The organism is Phycisphaerales bacterium, assembly GCA_016716475.1.
Classification (GTDB): domain Bacteria; phylum Planctomycetota; class Phycisphaerae; order UBA1845; family Fen-1342; genus JADJWG01.
In genome coordinates this window covers 1,564,476-1,579,743 of the sequence record JADJWG010000001.1, presented here as the reverse complement: position 1 = coordinate 1,579,743, position 15,268 = coordinate 1,564,476, and the positions used below count along the sequence as shown (strand labels likewise).

General features: G+C 63.7%; 13 protein-coding genes. 1 reads left to right on the top strand and 12 read right to left on the bottom strand.

The genetic code is table 11. The features are described from left to right. Positions 1–20: 20 nt before the first annotated feature. From fliD to IPM18_06430, 4 genes are all read right to left on the bottom strand, one after another. Positions 21–3,080 carry a flagellar filament capping protein FliD gene (fliD, locus tag IPM18_06445; protein ID MBK9119228.1) on the bottom strand — a complete coding sequence of 1,020 codons (3,060 nt, stop codon included), beginning with the start codon at positions 3,078–3,080 and terminating at the stop codon, positions 21–23. Positions 3,081–3,355: 275 nt separating this feature from the next. Beyond that, positions 3,356–3,844, bottom strand: a complete 489-nt coding sequence (locus IPM18_06440; GenBank protein MBK9119227.1) for a hypothetical protein — start codon at positions 3,842–3,844, stop codon at positions 3,356–3,358. 262 nt (positions 3,845–4,106) lie between these two features. Then, positions 4,107–4,919, bottom strand: a complete 813-nt coding sequence (locus IPM18_06435; GenBank protein ID MBK9119226.1) for a hypothetical protein — start codon at positions 4,917–4,919, stop codon at positions 4,107–4,109. A 373-nt stretch (positions 4,920–5,292) separates the two neighbouring features. Further along, positions 5,293–7,851 carry a hypothetical protein gene (locus IPM18_06430; GenBank protein MBK9119225.1) on the bottom strand — a complete coding sequence of 853 codons (2,559 nt, stop codon included), beginning with the start codon at positions 7,849–7,851 and terminating at the stop codon, positions 5,293–5,295. 296 nt (positions 7,852–8,147) lie between these two features. Here IPM18_06430 and IPM18_06425 point away from each other — a divergent pair, with 296 nt between their 5' ends. Next, positions 8,148–8,777 (top strand): HNH endonuclease, encoded by a 630-nt coding sequence (locus IPM18_06425; GenBank protein MBK9119224.1) that lies wholly within the window; start codon positions 8,148–8,150, stop codon positions 8,775–8,777. A gap of 10 nt (positions 8,778–8,787) precedes the next feature. Here IPM18_06425 and IPM18_06420 read toward each other — a convergent pair whose 3' ends face one another. Genes IPM18_06420 through IPM18_06385 form a run of 8 tightly spaced genes read right to left on the bottom strand, consistent with a single transcriptional unit; the run spans position 8,788 to position 15,069 of the window. Beyond that, complete coding sequence (locus IPM18_06420; GenBank protein ID MBK9119223.1) at positions 8,788–9,141, bottom strand: translation initiation factor; 354 nt, start codon at positions 9,139–9,141, stop codon at positions 8,788–8,790. A 20-nt stretch (positions 9,142–9,161) separates the two neighbouring features. Beyond that, on the bottom strand, positions 9,162–9,593 hold the full coding sequence (locus IPM18_06415; GenBank protein ID MBK9119222.1) for a monovalent cation/H(+) antiporter subunit G: 432 nt from the start codon (positions 9,591–9,593) through the stop codon (positions 9,162–9,164). 3 nt (positions 9,594–9,596) lie between these two features. Beyond that, entirely contained in the window at positions 9,597–9,860 is a 264-nt protein-coding gene (locus IPM18_06410) for a cation:proton antiporter (GenBank protein ID MBK9119221.1), read from the bottom strand. A gap of 21 nt (positions 9,861–9,881) precedes the next feature. Next, positions 9,882–10,355, bottom strand: a complete 474-nt coding sequence (locus tag IPM18_06405) for a Na+/H+ antiporter subunit E (protein MBK9119220.1) — start codon at positions 10,353–10,355, stop codon at positions 9,882–9,884. Further along, a complete protein-coding gene (locus IPM18_06400) occupies positions 10,352–11,950 on the bottom strand; it encodes a Na+/H+ antiporter subunit D (protein ID MBK9119219.1) in 1,599 nt (532 codons plus the stop codon). The genes IPM18_06405 and IPM18_06400 overlap by 4 nt, the downstream gene beginning before the upstream one ends. Positions 11,951–11,960: 10 nt before the next feature. Further along, positions 11,961–12,308 carry a Na+/H+ antiporter subunit C gene (locus tag IPM18_06395; GenBank protein MBK9119218.1) on the bottom strand — a complete coding sequence of 116 codons (348 nt, stop codon included), beginning with the start codon at positions 12,306–12,308 and terminating at the stop codon, positions 11,961–11,963. Between the two features lie 2 nt (positions 12,309–12,310). Further along, positions 12,311–12,724, bottom strand: coding sequence for a Na+/H+ antiporter subunit B (locus IPM18_06390; protein MBK9119217.1), 414 nt, complete (start codon positions 12,722–12,724; stop codon positions 12,311–12,313). Continuing rightward, positions 12,721–15,069 carry a DUF4040 domain-containing protein gene (locus tag IPM18_06385; protein ID MBK9119216.1) on the bottom strand — a complete coding sequence of 783 codons (2,349 nt, stop codon included), beginning with the start codon at positions 15,067–15,069 and terminating at the stop codon, positions 12,721–12,723. The genes IPM18_06390 and IPM18_06385 overlap by 4 nt, the downstream gene beginning before the upstream one ends. Positions 15,070–15,268: the final 199 nt, after the last annotated feature.

Sequence of the window (15,268 nt, the reverse complement as noted above, 5' to 3'; positions counted from 1 at the left end):
GCGGCTCCGACACCGCCTTCTCAACGGCGCTGCGAAGACATCGTATTGAACTGGAGCTGCGAGAGGTTCGCGAGGGCCGTCTGCTGGCTCTGCATCGAGGACAGGGCCGACTCCATGGCCTGAAACTGCCGCAGTAGCCGGGTCCGCTTGCGCTCGAGCCGCTCATTCAGAACGGTCACGCGCTCATTGAGCAGTTCCGTGCGGGATTTCATGGTGCCGGTTTCGCGGCCGATAAGCCCGCTGTCGTCGTTGATCTGCTTGAGCCGTTCGTTCAGGATTTTGGACACACCTTTGTCGGCATCGGTGAAGAAGCGCTCGACGGCATCGGGGTCCTGCTCGAGCGCGCTGCGGAATTTCTCCTCGTTGAACTTGAGCTTGTTACCGGTGTCGGCCTCGATTCCGAGATCACGCAGGCGCTCGAAGGAAGCGCCGGTGAACTTCAGACTGGTAAAGGCGCTGTAGAGCCGTGTCTCGATGATGCGCAGTGTGCTGTTGCCCTGCAGGATGCCCAGTGCCTGGTTCTTTTCGTCGAATTTCCCCGCGTCCCGCACCCGCTGCATCAGCGTGTTATAATCGCTTACAAGATCCTGCGCCGCCTTGACCAGCCCGGACTGGTCACGATCAATCTGCACGGTTACAGGCGTGTTCTCGACACTGTGTATGGTGAGACTCAAGCCGTCCACCACGTCGTTGAAGGTGTTGGTGGAACTGGTGAGCAGGACGCCGGTGCCGGTGTTGCCGCCGAAGAACACGCGGGCATCCTGGGCCTGGGTCAGCATGGTGACGCCCAGGACGTCATTCGGATCATCGATCAGCAGACTGCCCGCCAGGCCACTCACGGCCGCTGTCAGCGACATCCGGTAGGGGGCAAACCCGGTGCCGTCGTTCAGAACGCTCGCCCGTGCGAGTGTGGTCTCGGTGCCGATGCGTGCGGCGATCGACTCGAGCGTGTCCCCGCCGCCGACGGTGAAGCGGAACTCGAACGCCCCATTGATGTGACCCTCGTTCGAGGTCCCACGTATGTTCAGATCGCGTGCCGCCGTACCGTCATCATCTTCGATGCGCAGGAGTCCGCCGTTGCGGCTTTCAATCAGCAGGCCGTCGCCCGTGTCGTTGATGCGGGCGCGGAGACCGTTGTGAACCGATTCGATCTGGTCGATCAGGTCGCCGAGCGTGCGAATGGAGCCGTTCCGCAGATCCACGGTCGCGGGCACACCGTCTGATCCGGTCAGTTTGATGCGACTGAGATTGACTCCGCGCCCACCATTGAGCGAACTCAGACTCGTGTTCTCGGACAGGTACTTGCGTTGCAGGTTGTCACCGGTGATCTGGTACCCGCTTTGGGCAAGCCCGAGCGCTTCAGCGAACGCGCCTGTGACCGTCAGGGGCGAACCATTGGTCGCGTTTCGCAGCACCAGCCGTGTGCCCGTGCCGCTGTAGTCGGCTTCAATTCCCAGCAACTGGCCGTCGGCATCCGTTGCGCCGTTCAGCGTTCGAACCACATCAGCCAGTGTTTCTGCGCCGGAGAAATCGAGCGTGGCGGTACGACCGTTGGCGGTGATGGTCATGGTGCCGGTGCCGAGGCCGCGGCCCCCTTGCAGAGTCTGCAACAGCACGGTGTTGAGGCCGCCAAGCAGGCGCTTGCCTGTCACGGTGCCGTCATGATCGCCGGACTCGAAACCCAGGTCGCGAAGCGCGCGGGCCGCAGCGCTGCCATCGGTGACTTCAATGGACAGTTTGTTGTCCGCCGAGACCATTTGCAGACCGCGACCGTCGGGACGCAAGCCGGCCGTCACGATCCGCTGTCCCTGTGCATCCTCGTTGCCGGTGGCGAAATTGATCGCGGTAAGCACGTCCCCCAACGTGGTCATGTGCAGAACATCCGATCCGCTGATGCGATTGTTCGTGGCGGTTCCGGCGATACCCAGGTCGCGGGCGGCAAAGCCCGTGACGTCCTCGATCTTGAGCGGAGTGACCTGGCCTGCGGGAAGATTGCTGATGTCGCTGTCGTCCGTGACGACCAGGCGACTGCCCGTAACGGTGACACTGATGCGCTCGTCACCGAAGGCCCCCTGGATGGCGGTGCGCACTTCATGGATCGTGCGCTTGCCGGTGAGGTTCACTTCGGCGGTGGTGCCGTCACGCGCCGTGATCCGAATGGTACCGTCGCGCACCCCCTGCCCGTGATTCAGCCGACCAAGCCGCGTGCTGTTGCTGAGAGTGGCGGACAACTCGACGTTCAGGGTTTGACCGCCGCTGAGAATGCGGAAGTCGTTGCCGAAGCTTCCGCTTGCGATGCCGAGGCCGTCGTTGAGCGCGCTGAGCGGTGACGTTGCGGCAAGGTAGAAAACACCACTGCCTTCGAGTCGGCCGGAACTGCTGGTGTTGGTGCCTGGAGAAAAACCCAGGTCTGCGGCGGTGCGTCCCCCGGCGAGCTCAACGACGCGCAAGGGACCGCTGCCTCCCGACTGGTCGGTCAGCACGAGACGGTCATCGAGCACCTCCGCGGTGACGTTCAGACCGGCCGCACTGATCTGCGAGAGCACATCGCCCAATGTGACCGCTTCGGACAGGTTGATCTGGGCTTTGGCACCGAGACCGTTGATGAGCTCGAACGAGCCGCGGCGAACCCCGGTGTGGCCGTTGAGTTCATCCAGACGCGTGTGCGAATTCACCCGGGCCTGTGCCGATTCGATCGTGAAAGTGCCGCTGGGCAGCGGCGCCGTGCGACTGTTGTAACCGCGACTCACGAACTGGTGTGTCGTGGCGAGCGCCCGCGGGATGAATTGATACGACCCTGGTCCCGTTGTGGCGCTGCTGATGGCAGTCAGCAGGGCCGGCGCGGATGACGTGGTCTTGTTCGTGCGAAAGGTTGCAGCGCGCCCCAGCGTGTCCACCCGGTTCAGCAGGGCGGTCACTCGCGCAGAAATGTCGAGAAAGGCCGTTTGTTGCGCCCCAAGGTTCGCGACGCGCTTGAGCAACTGGTCACGCGGGCGGGCATCGAGTGCAATGAGTTGCTCGACCATGGCCTGATAATCAATGCCGGTTACCAGCCCGACACCGGATGTGATCGTTCCCATGGCGGTCCTCCGGGGGCACGCCGTTATACCGGCCGCGCAAACGTAGTCGCGGCACTCGACGGTATCGGGTGGTTAAGGGGCAAGATGAATGCCGCGGGCGGTGGAATTGCGTGGGAAAGGGAAACCGGACTACCAGCGACTGGCGGCCACGTGAGCGGAGCAATGCTCACGCGGCTGTATTGCGGTTGCACGGAGCGCTGGATGCGCCGAACCGCGGCATGTGGAACCGGGCGCGGTGTGCCGTGTGCGTGGTGCTTCGCGTACGGTAATCGGACCTATTCGAAGTCGTTGGCGTCAACCGGAGGCATGTCATCGGCCTCTGGAGGGGGCAACGGCTGGCTGGGCGGTGGCGTAGTTGGAGCCGCGGAAGGTGCCGGTGTCCAGGCCGGCTGGGCGGGTGGCAGCCCAAAGTCCGCGCGCGGCGGTGCCGGACGATTGACGACTGTGTTACTGCCGACGGAGTTGAACTGGACCTCGAGCAAGTGGTACGGGAGACTGACCTCGTTGCCGTTGCCCCACGCTTCGATCTTGTAGACGGTAACGTCTTCCATGACTTCAACGCGGTTGTTGTTGCCCGCGATCTTAAGATGGCGCACGCGTGAGCCGGGCAGGATGCGCCGATACTGGTTGTGCCCGGCCAGCTCGAAGTCGCCGAAGATGCGTTGTTCCGCGTTTACGTCACTGCCCAGACCCTGGGTCCCCACGCAACCCGTCCCGACGAACAGACCGCCTGCGAACAACACCGTCAGCAGCATCCTTGTCATCGCTCATCCTCGCTGATTCATGATCCAGAGCACCCGCCGCCCCGCCGCCGCATCGCACCGTCCGTGCGCTCGCAGTCGGCCTGATCGCGCCGTTCGCGCCTCCGTGCGCGGAATTCGGCTGCGTGAGCGGTCACCGGCACTGTGATCGATCCAAAGTCCCGTCGTGGGCGCCTGGTATGGACTACCCGCGACGCCGGAGTTTACCCCGCGCCGCATTCGAGGGCTAGTGTGCTAGCCAGCAATCGCCTGTTCCGCCCGGAGATCATTTCGCGTCCGAGCCGGCCACCTCCGAGGCCTGGCCGGCGTTCAGGAGCCGCAGGATTTGGCGGCGCAGATGCGTCAAAGGCCGAGTACACCAGCGGTGCAGTCGTATTCCGAGATTCAACCGGTCGAGCACCGCCACTTCGCTTGGCGTCAGGAGGTCGGGGCGCAACCGGCGCTTGTGCTTCAGGTAGTGGTAATAATCGCCGTGCTGGAAATGGTGCAGCACCCAGCGTACCGGTCGCCAGGCACGCCAGCCCACCGGTGGCAGGTGCAAAGAGATTTGGAAGTCGATCAGATAGGGCCGACCGTCGTCCCCCACGAGGATGTTTTGGCGCTTATTGAGGTCGACGTATGCAATATCACGGCGATGAAGGGTCTGCAAGAGTTCCAGCAAATCATCAAAGAACGTGTCGGACACGGCTTCACGCCGCCCCAGTGGTCGCCCGGGTACAAAGTCGTGCAACAAACCCGTATCGTCGATCGCCGCGAGTAGTCGCGGTACCCCGCGCAGGTCGTGGGCTTGCTGATAGAGGTGGACTTCGTGGCGACCCAGGAGTCGTCCGATCCAGAGCAGCGGAATGCCAAAGAAGGGACTGCGCCGGTTGAACTTGGCGACGACCTTTTCGGTATTGCTGCGATAAAGGCCGGTAGCGGCGAAAAAGTCGTGTTTGAAGGTGTGGGCAAGGTCGTAGCGTCGTCCGGCGACCCACAGGTGTGCCGGTAGTTCTCCGCCGGGCAGTGCATAAAGCCAGGTATGGCGAATGCGCCGTACGGGCTGCTTGGGTGCGTGTTTTCGCTTCGTCGCGTACACAGCAGAAGCTTAACCGCAGGTTGCGGCCAAGTCAGTGCATCCGGAGGGTGGTAAGCCGCATCGCAGGGAGTTGTGACGGTTTGGTGAAATCATCAGCTTGGAACCGCGCCCGACAAGAATGAACCCACGCGATGTTAGGTGGAAGTTCAACGTATCTCGCGGGGTCCATTTATAAGGCGTGCGGCACCCTGTGGGTATTGGCGCGGTCTAAGGGTGCCGCAGCGAGTGGAAGCAAGTTGTTGTGACGAAAGAGGTTGTGTTCAAGTGACGTTTTACCGTCAGTTTGAATGCTCTTTCGCTGCATAGCAGTATACCCCGGCTTGCCATAGTTTCAACCAAGACTTCCCCCAAAATCTTCACCCGGTACGAAAATTCATGGTGCTTTTCCGACGTCGAGTCCGAGAAGTCGAGCGTGAACGCTTGCGGCCAGCCCATCCCACGGGCTGTCCGGGTGGCTGCTGCGGAAGTCGGCCAACTGCTCGGCCACCTTCAGTTTGTCGGCCTCCGGAAACTCTGTGGCCTCATGTATGCTTGCCCAAACGATAACGGCCTCTTCCGGAAGCTGGCTACGTTCCATGAGTAGACGCAGGGAGGCGGCCGCTCGCAGAGACGCACGGGCCTCAGGCAAGGGGGTTCCCAAGGTCGCCCGGCTTGTCCATTCACAGGCGCGATCCACCGCACCGGTCCGTAGGGCAATCAGCATCTGTGAGTAGCACGCCAACGGATTGTCCCGATCGTCGAGCAGTAGCCGATCGGCCATGGGGCCTGTACTGGGGTCACGCGCAAGGGCCGCTGTCCAAACCGCGTAAGACCTGAAGTTGCGATCGCCCGGCTCCAGCCGCGCGGCAGTGCGCCAGGCGGTCAGGGCTGCATCCAATTGATCCATCTGGAGACAGACTTCGTGAAAACCGCGCAGGGCTTCGTACTGGGTGGGATGATCAGCCAGGACGGATCGATACACGCGCCATGCTTCGGCCCAGTGATGGCTGCGCAGGTGATATTCGGCCAGGACCAATCCACCCGCCAGGTACAGCGTCGGCTGGACAACCGGATCGAGTTGACGCAGCACCTCCATGATCAGGCGATAGCCAGTTTCACCCGAACCGAAGCGCACCTCGCAACGGGCTATCCCGATCCACGTGTCCGGGGGTGTGGGCAGATTTCCGCTCCGTGCTGCTGTTACGGCGGCCTCAAAATGCGGGCAGGCCTCGGCAGCGCGACCGAGATCGAACATGAGCAGCCAGCCGTAGTTGGTTTCGAAGGTCAGACGAGCAGCCGGATCCGCTGGCAGACACTCGCCAGCCGAAGCGTAAGCCGTTGCCGCCGCGTTGAAGTCGCGCAGCATCTGGTAGGCCTGAGCCAGACGCAGCCAACTCAGATGAGCTTCTGGTTCAATCTGCCTGGCCGCCTCGGCTTGGCTTAAACAGGCCACCCCATCGCCCGCGCGCTGAAACGCGAATGACAGCCGGCGGTGAAATGTCGCCCGTGCCGCCGGTGTCGGCAGGCATTCATCGAGTCGTTTCGATGCCGCGGCTGCGTGCAATACCTGGCGCCACCGATCCCGAAAATAGTTTGGGAGAGCGTCGCGCGCCTCAGCCGGCACCGCCGCAAATACGGAGCGTGACAGCACACCTTGGGCAGCATCGTCGAGCGCGATCGCCAGCCGCCAATGGGCCCGTGGGTCATCGCTGTCGCCGCGTAATTGCTCAGCCCGGGGGATGCCGTTGCGAGCGCTTTGCACATCAAGAAACGACACGACTGCCAGTAGCAGTACGGCCAGCCGAAGCCAGCCGGCGTGCCAGTTCAGGAGCCCTTGGCGCGTGGCCGGCGCCACTGCGGCACGAAGTCGCTCCAATGCCACGCCAAGTACAAGTGCGGCCCCCATCAGCGGCATGTAGAGCGCAGCGTTCGTCACGGTTTCAGCCGTGCGGGTGCCGTGTACGCCGGTTATCAGGGCGGCGCCGAACCAGATCCAGCCGATCGTTGCGGCGCGGGTCTGACCGCGACGGGCCGCGGCGAGCGCCATGATGATCGAAACGATCAGGGTGACAATCCCTAGCAGCGGGAGCACCGCACCCCAGTGTAGAGACGGTGCGACGAGGGCATCGGGGGTGAGTCCAAAGGGCCATACGGCCGCGCGCAAGGCATGCCCGACCGCCCACAGGGTAACCAACCACTCCGGTGGAAAGCTGCCACGGTACATGTGGATATACCCGACGGTGGAGCCGAAACCGAGCAGGAGGAGCAGGTAGCTGCGCCAAGCGCGCCACGCCCGGTGCCCACCGCGGCAGGTCAGTTCGATGGTCAACAGGAGAAACAGCCACACAGGTTGCGGTGCGAAACCCTGGGCAAGTACGGCACAGGCGAGTGCGCCCGTCCACAAAACGTTGCGCACCGTTGGTGTCCCGTCGGAGGATACCTTTGAAGAATGGGGCGGTGGCATGGCCCGGAGACAGGCGCACAACGCGCCAAGCCCCAGCAACGCCGCCAGCAATTGCGGCCGTGGGGCATCGACGGCGTACGCTGGCAGCAAGGCCGGATGCAACGCCCACCCCAGTGCGAGCCACCAAGCGAGCACGGGCTGTGGCGTGGTGCCGTTGCCCGCTGCATGGGCAAGTAAATGTGTCAGCAACCACCAGAGTAATAGAGCGTTCGCAGCATGCAGCAGGAGGTCCACGCCGCGCAGGGCCAGCGGGTCCCCGTCTGAAAGCGACCACTGCACCGCATAGGCCGCCCACCCCAGGGGTCCGGCGCCGGCGCTAAGTTCGGGATCGCGGAGCGCGCGTTGCATTTGTGAAAGCAACGGGACTTCACTGTCTCCGGAGAACAGGTGGATGAGCGGATGATTGGCGAGATGGGTCTGCTCGCGCCCCGGTGACCAGGGGGCATCGAGATCCGGCACGCCCACGAGGAGTATCGCCAGAATGAGCACGGTGCCCCGCATCCAGGGACGTGGTGACGTGCTCGACTCAGCAGGGACGGGATGCTTCGAAAATTCATCCGTGGCGAGCATGCTGCGGTTTTATCGCGCTGGGGGCGCAAAGTGCAAGCGAACGCAGTCCGGTTCACGGGGTTCAGGATGTGCTGACGAAGGTCTGGGAGCGCTCGTCCGGACGGGTGCGATGCTCCTGCACCGGGAATTTACGTTGCCACGCAGCTTGCTGCATCGCTAAGATTAGCGGGCGGCCCGGCGTTTCGAGCGCAAGCCGTAGTGCATTGAGGTGTGGCATGATTGCCGCAGAATCGGCCCTGAGCGCCAATGTCTTGTTACTCAACCGCTTGTACATGGCGGTACGGGTGGTGAATGCGCGCCGGGCGCTGACGATGCTGTATCGCAACCTCGCAGAGGTCGTCTTCGTTCATGACGGGCAGTACCTCTCGTACGACTTCGACAACTGGGTTGAGGTCAGTCAGGCGCGGCGACAGTTCGAACCGGAGAAGCACGACTGGATTCGCACGGTCCATTTCCAGATTGCCGTGCCCAAAATCATCCGGCTGCTGGGGTACGATCGTTTGCCGGCTGCGGGTGTCAAGCTGAACCGGCGCAATCTCTTCGCGCGGGATCAGAACCGCTGCCAGTATTGCGGGAAGCGATTCCCCACGCAGGAGCTTAGTCTGGACCACGTGACGCCACGCTCCCAGGGTGGCGGCAACACCTGGGAAAACATCGTCTGCGCTTGCGTCAGGTGCAACGTCAAGAAGGGTGGCCGCACGCCGGAGCAGGCCCACATGACGCTGATCAACCACCCGGTCAAGCCGCGGCGTTCTCCGATTCTGACCGTGAAGATGTCGGATGCGAAGTATGCGAGCTGGAAGCAGTTCCTGGATTACGCGTACTGGAACGTCGAGCTGAAGTAAGCGGCAACGCTCATCCACCCGCTGCCCGGGCCGGATAGCCGCGCTCGTGCAGCAGCGCGATGATTCGATCGCGATGATCCCCCTGTACCTCGATGGTTCCTTCCGTGACGGTCCCGCCGGCGGCGCAAAGGGTACGCAGTTCCCTCAGAAGCGCCTGCAAATTACTCGCGACCGGATCGAGCCCCGTGACGATCGTTACCATTTTGCCGCGCCGCCGCTCACGTCGCACGCGGGCCGCCTGCTGGGCCGGCGGACAGTGCGTGCCCATGGCGTTGCGCGGACACGCGCAAGACGCGCGCGGCCGGTGACACACTTCACACGTGACCGGTCGCTCCCAGGGCGTGCCCGTGAACAAACCCGACATGCTGACCTCCGACGCGAGGGCTACGGCTGCTCCGGGGATTCCACCCTGTCCGCCTCCGACCGCGGCACACCGGTCAGCGAATCGGGTTCACCGCGGCTGGCGAGCGCGTGGGTGGTGCGGTTGTAGCGGCCCTGGAGTTCGTCGATCGTTGTGTCGCTCGACAGGGGCACGCGCGCCAGGTAGCCCGCCCGTGCCAGCATGTGGGCGGCGATGGGGGCCGTCAGAAAGAGGAACGCCGCCACCATGACGGCCCGCACCGCCACGCCGACATCGGCGAAATGGACTGCTGCCCCGAGCACCATCGCTGCGGTGCCCAGCGTGGCGGCCTTGCTTGCGGCCTGCATGCGGTTGTAGAGATCGGGCATCAGCAGGATGCCGAGCGCGGCAATCAGTACAAAAGCTGCGCCCGTCAGCTCCAATACCAGCGCCAGGTAGAAGGACCAGTGCGGCACGATTCAGACCCTTTTTTCCAGGTAGCGCGCCAGCGCCACGGTCCCGACGAAGCTCACCAGCGCGAGCACAATGGCCACGTCGAGAAAGACGGGCAAATTGCGCGTCACGGAGTAGAGCGTTGTCATCGTCACACCGATCGCCGCCATGACATCCAGCGCCATGACCCGGTCCGGCAGACTGGGACCGATTGCCAGCCGAATAAACGCCAGCAGAAAGGCGACCGAGAGGATGGTCAGCATGATGACGGTGTAGAGCGGCAGATCCATCGCAACTCTCCCGACCCGCGCTTATCGCAGCAACTGCAGCAGGCGTCGCTCAAAACCCTGTTTGATGGACTGGCGGAAGGCCGCTGGATCGTCCACGAACATGCCATGCACGTACAACACGCTGCGATCATCGGAAACATCCAGACTCAGCGTTCCCGGCGTGAGCGAGATGATGTTGGCCAGCAGCGTGATCTCCGTATCCGTGCGTGCGTCGAGCGGTACGGCCACGATTCCGGGGCGCCGCAGGACCTGAGGTGTGAGCACGTCCCACGCGACGATCAGGTTGGATTTGAACATTTCCCAGAGGAAGAAAAGCAGAAAACCCAAACCCTGCGGCAGCTTCCGGAAGTAGGCCGAATCGCCGAATAGCGGTCGTACCCACCAGAGCACGAGGTAACCGACGACGAACCCGACCACGAGGTTCGCGATCTCGCCATTGCCGGTGGCCACGGCCCAGATGACCGCCAGCAGCAGGTTGAGAAACAGGGCACTCACGGTGATGTCTCCGGCACCGCGTACGCGGCAGGATCAGCGGGTGGAGCGTCGATCAGGTGTGGGCGGTAGGGCGGCACACCGACGGCCGTGATGTACTCGGTCGGGTTCAGCATCTGTTCGGCGGCGCGCTCCGCGAGCCGGAAAAGCCCCTGTGGATACACGCCGATGAACAGTGTGAGCGCGGCGAGCAGGATGCTGGGGACGACCAGCAGTGTGAGCCGTCGGCGGCTCGGCGGCAGGTGTGGTACCGAGTCGGTGGTGCGCTCGGGGGCGACTTTCCAAAAGGCCTCATTCCAGATCTTCACCATGCTCAGCAGGGTAAGGAGCCCGGCGAACAGGGCTGCGAAGACCGCCCAATAGGCCTCCGCCTGCAGGCCGGCCTGCAACACAGCAAGTTTGGCCCAGAAGCCGGAGAGTGGCGGCACGCCCGCCAGACTGAAGGCGGGAATCAGAAACAGCACCGCGAGCCAGGGCAGTGCAACTGCGAGTCCTCCCAGCGGCTTGAGATCATCCGTCCCGCGCAGCGCCCGTACGGTCCCGCTGACGAGGAAGAGATTCGTCTTCACGATGATGTGGTGGATGATGTAGAACACGGCCGCCGCCAGGGCGAGTCGGCGGATGGCCGGATCAGGCGTGCAGAGCAGACCCAGGCCCATCACCATGTAACCGATCTGGCTGATGATGTGGAAACTGAGGATACGGCGCATCTCCATCTGGGTCACGGCGCCGAAGACGCCGGTCACCATTGTCAGGGCGGCGACGGCGAGGATCAGGCCGTACATCGTCGGACTGAGCGGAAAGACTAGCGTGAAGACCCGCAGCAGCGCATAGACGCCGACCTTGGTCAGCAGGCCCGCGAAAATCGCGGATACCGCCGGTGGGGGGGTGTGGTAGCTCGCCGGCAACCAGAAAAAGAGCGGGAACACGCCGGCCTTAATCCCGAAACTCAGCAGGAACATGCTGCTCACAGCCAGCACGAGGTGGGGGTGACTCTCGGCCAGCACGGGCAGTTTCTGGGCGAGATCCGCCATGTTCAAGGCACTGACGCTGCCGTAGAGGATGCCGACGCCGGAGAGAAACACCGCCGAGCTGAACAGGTTGAGTGTGACGTACTTCAAGGCGCCTTCCATCTGGGCCCGCTCACCGCCGAGCGCGAGCAGCACGAAGCTGGTGATCAGCATGACCTCGAACCAGACGAACAGATTGAACAGGTCGCCCGTGAGAAACGATCCACAAACGCCCATGAGTAGAATCTGGAGCAAGGCAAAATAACCGAAGCGCTGCCGACGGATGCCGATATCACCGAGCGAATACAGCGCGACCACGAAGCCCATCAGGGTGGCAATCAGCACCATGAGCGCGCTGAACAGATCCGCAACCAGTGTGATGCCGAAAGGCGCGGGCCAGTTGCCGACCTGGGTGGCCTGCACGCCATGAGTCCAGATCAGTACGAGCAGTGCCACGCCCGAAGCGAGATGCACGGCGGCGCCGCCCACCCCCAGCCATACCCGCCAGGCGGGCCGTGCCTGGAGCAGCAGTGAGAGCGCCGCGGTCAGCAGCGGAATCAGAATCGGCAGTACGAGCATCGTATGCATGCGAGTTGATCTATCGCTCTGTCAGGGTCATTTCGTCGGAATCATCGGTGCCGACGGCCTGGTACACGCGCTTCACGAGTACTGCTGCGAAAGCCGTGACCGCAAAGCTGATGACGATCGCCGTGAGCACGAGGGCCTGTGGCACCGGATCGGCGAAGCCCTCGGGAGGCAGCAGTTCGCCCTCACGGATCAGCGGCGGGTTGCCGCGCACGGGCACCCCGGCCGTGAAGATCAGCAGGTTTGCAGCGTGGCTCAGGAGCACCAATCCGAAGATGAGTTGCACAATGCTGCGCGCCAGAAGCAGGTACAGCCCCAGCGCGTAGAGCCCGCCGACCACAACCGCGAGCAGGATGAACATGCCTATTCCTCGCTCAGTGTCAGCAGGATCTGCAGCGCGGTGCCGAGCACCGTCAGGTACACGCCGATATCAAACATCAGCACGGTGCCGATCTTGCCGACGCCGGGAATCATCACGGGGAACCACCAGGCCTGCATGAACGGTTCCGCGAGTACCAGTGCCCGCGCACCGCTGGCCGCCGCGATCAGCAGGCCGACTCCGAGAAGCAGCCGCGGGTCAATGCGCAGCAGGCGCCGCGCCGCCGCCGCGTCGAACGCCAGCGCATAGAGCGCAAAGCCGGCTGCAATCAGCAGCCCGCCGATGAAGCCGCCGCCGGGTTCGTTATGCCCGCGCAGCAGGATGAAGATCGAGTACACCATCAGCAGGATCAGCAGAAAGCCGGCCGTGGTACGCAGAATCAGCGACTGCACATTCATGCCGACGCCCTCCGCGTGCGGCGCCGCAACCGCAGCAGAGCAAACACCCCGATCGCCGCGACGGCCAGAACCGTGACTTCGCCAAGCGTGTCCAGGGCCCGGAAATCCACCAGGATCACGTTCACGATGTTACGACCGTGTGCGGCCGGTTTGCTGTTCTGCGCGTAGTAGCGCGCCAGCTCGGAATCGAGCGGTACGGCCGTCGACGCCAGCACCAGCAGGGTCATCACGAGACCCGCCGCGCTGGCATAGAGCGCATCGCGCGCGCGTTCGCGCGGGGTTCGCAGGGCCTTGAGCTGCGGCAGGTGGTAGAAGACAAAGACGAACAGAATCACGGTAAGGATCTCCACCATGACCAGCGTGATGGCGAGATCGGGGGCGCTCAGGAGGGCGAACAGCAGGGCGATCGAGATCCCCGTCACCCCCAGGAACGCGACCGCACTGAGCCGTGACCGTGACCGCGTGGCGAAGGCCGCCGACAGCAACGCCACGACCGCAAGCGTGGCCTCGTGCCAGTAGATGGACCAAAGCTCGTCGGTAAACGCCGCCGGCACACTCCGTACGACCGGGACGCACAGCAGGGCTACGAGCACCAATACGACCACCATGACGTAGCGGCGGAGATGGCCGGATTGCAGGAGGCCCGTGACGCCCGCCGCCAATTGCAGCACACCGGCCAAGGCGAGCTCGTAGCCGCGCGCGGGTCCTGCCCGCTCGATCCGGTGGCCCACCACCACCAGGTGCTCGAAGAAGTGATGCAGCCGCGCAAACAGCACGAAGCCCAGCACGAGCGTTACCGCGCTGATGGCCAATGCGGTCAGTGCGGCGGGGTTCATGCCGTGCCAGAGGTGCAGCTCCATGGCGACCACGTGTCCGGCGATCGCTGATACCGCCGCTGGTCCGAGGGTCTGGTCAAACACGGCTGGAAACAACCCCACGAAGAGTCCGCCCACGGACAGCACGACCGGTCCGATCAACATCGCCAGCGGGGCCTCGTGCGCGTGCTTGGGGGTCGCCAACCGCCGACCATAGAACGGCCACACGGCCACGACCAGGGCCATTGCGATCAGGAAGATGTTGGTGAGCACTGCCACGATGATCAGTAGTGCCCCGACCCATTCCAGGTCCAGCTTGGCCTTGAGGAGCAATTCCTTGCCGATGAAACCGAACATCGGCGGGGCGCCGGCCTGGCTCAGTGCCGCCAGCAGGGCGGCAAGCGCCGTCACCGGCATCAGGCCGAAGAGCCCGCCCAGGCGCGTGACATCACGCGTCCCGGTTTCGTGATCGATGCTGCCCGCCACCATGAACAGCGCGCACTTGTACAAAGCGTGTGCGGCGACGAACACCACGGCCGCCTTGAGGGCGGCGTCCGTCCCCAATCCGATCAGCATCGTCAAGGTGCCCAGCACGCTGACGGTCGTATACGCCAGGATCCGCTTCAGATCGCGCTGCCCAGCGGACATCGCTGCCGCGCTCAGCATGGTGATTGCGCCGACCGACGTCACGATGACCGTCCATAACAACGTGTCACCCAGCCCGGGCTGCAGCCGTGCCAGCAGGAAGACGCCGGCCTTCACCATCGTCGCCGAGTGCAGGTAGGCACTTACCGGCGTAGGTGCCGTCATCGCGTTCGGCAGCCAGAAGTGGAATGGAAACTGCGCCGATTTCGTAAAGGCCCCGAGCAAGATGAGAACGAGGGCGGCCGGATACAGGGGATGCGCCCGCAGGTCGAGCGACAGGATGGCGGAGATCCGTCCGAACTCGGTCAGGCCGGCACCGTCCGCCGTCGCTGCGGCGATACTCAGCAGGATCAGCCCCGCGAGCAGGGCCAGGCCGCCACCGCCCGTGACGAGCAACGCTTGGAGGGCCGAAGCCCGTGATTTCTCTTGTTCGTGATTGAAGCCGATCAGCAGGAACGAGGTAATGCTCGTGAGTTCCCAGAATACAAACAGGGTGATCAGGTCATCGCTCAGGACCACCCCCAGCATCGAACCCATGAATGCCAGCAACAAGCCGTACAACCGCGCCGCGCGCGGGTCGCTGCCCATGTAGCCACCGGCGTAAATCAGGATCAGTGCCCCGATTCCCGCGATCATCAGCACAAACAGGGCTGACAGTCCGTCCATCCGGAGGGCAAACTGGACCCCCAATTCCGGCAGCCACGACCACACCAGCGAGGGTGCCGTATCCGGCTCCAGCGGCAGATGTCCGGCCACTACCCAGACGATACCCGCTGGTACCAGGGCCAGCGCGTACCCGGTCAGCCCACGCAGGACATTCCGCAGCCACGGGACCAGTGCTACGGCCATGAACGGAGCCGCGATGATCCAGAACAGTTCGAGCATGCGCCTTCCACTGCGCCCGGATGCCTGTACGCCACCGGATCTCGGCCAGACCCACTCCAGCCGCCGGACCTACATCGGGCTGTTACACCGGCCTGACCACGGACCCGCATCCCGCTGCCCAACCGGCTGTCCAGGCAAGGGCAGCGCCCGGGACCGGGGTAATTGCGGTTTGTCCGGCCCGTGCGCCGGGCAGTGTACA

Coding starts and splice junctions, on each gene's coding strand:
- IPM18_06420 (MBK9119223.1), bottom strand. CDS start 9,141: ATGTCGGGTTTGTTCACGGGCACGCCCTGGGAGCGACCGGTCACGTGT.
- fliD (MBK9119228.1), bottom strand. CDS start 3,080: ATGGGAACGATCACATCCGGTGTCGGGCTGGTAACCGGCATTGATTAT.
- IPM18_06385 (MBK9119216.1), bottom strand. CDS start 15,069: ATGCTCGAACTGTTCTGGATCATCGCGGCTCCGTTCATGGCCGTAGCA.
- IPM18_06395 (MBK9119218.1), bottom strand. CDS start 12,308: ATGTTCATCCTGCTCGCGGTTGTGGTCGGCGGGCTCTACGCGCTGGGG.
- IPM18_06425 (MBK9119224.1), top strand. CDS start 8,148: ATGATTGCCGCAGAATCGGCCCTGAGCGCCAATGTCTTGTTACTCAAC.
- IPM18_06400 (MBK9119219.1), bottom strand. CDS start 11,950: ATGCATACGATGCTCGTACTGCCGATTCTGATTCCGCTGCTGACCGCG.
- IPM18_06390 (MBK9119217.1), bottom strand. CDS start 12,724: ATGAATGTGCAGTCGCTGATTCTGCGTACCACGGCCGGCTTTCTGCTG.
- IPM18_06410 (MBK9119221.1), bottom strand. CDS start 9,860: ATGGATCTGCCGCTCTACACCGTCATCATGCTGACCATCCTCTCGGTC.
- IPM18_06440 (MBK9119227.1), bottom strand. CDS start 3,844: ATGACAAGGATGCTGCTGACGGTGTTGTTCGCAGGCGGTCTGTTCGTC.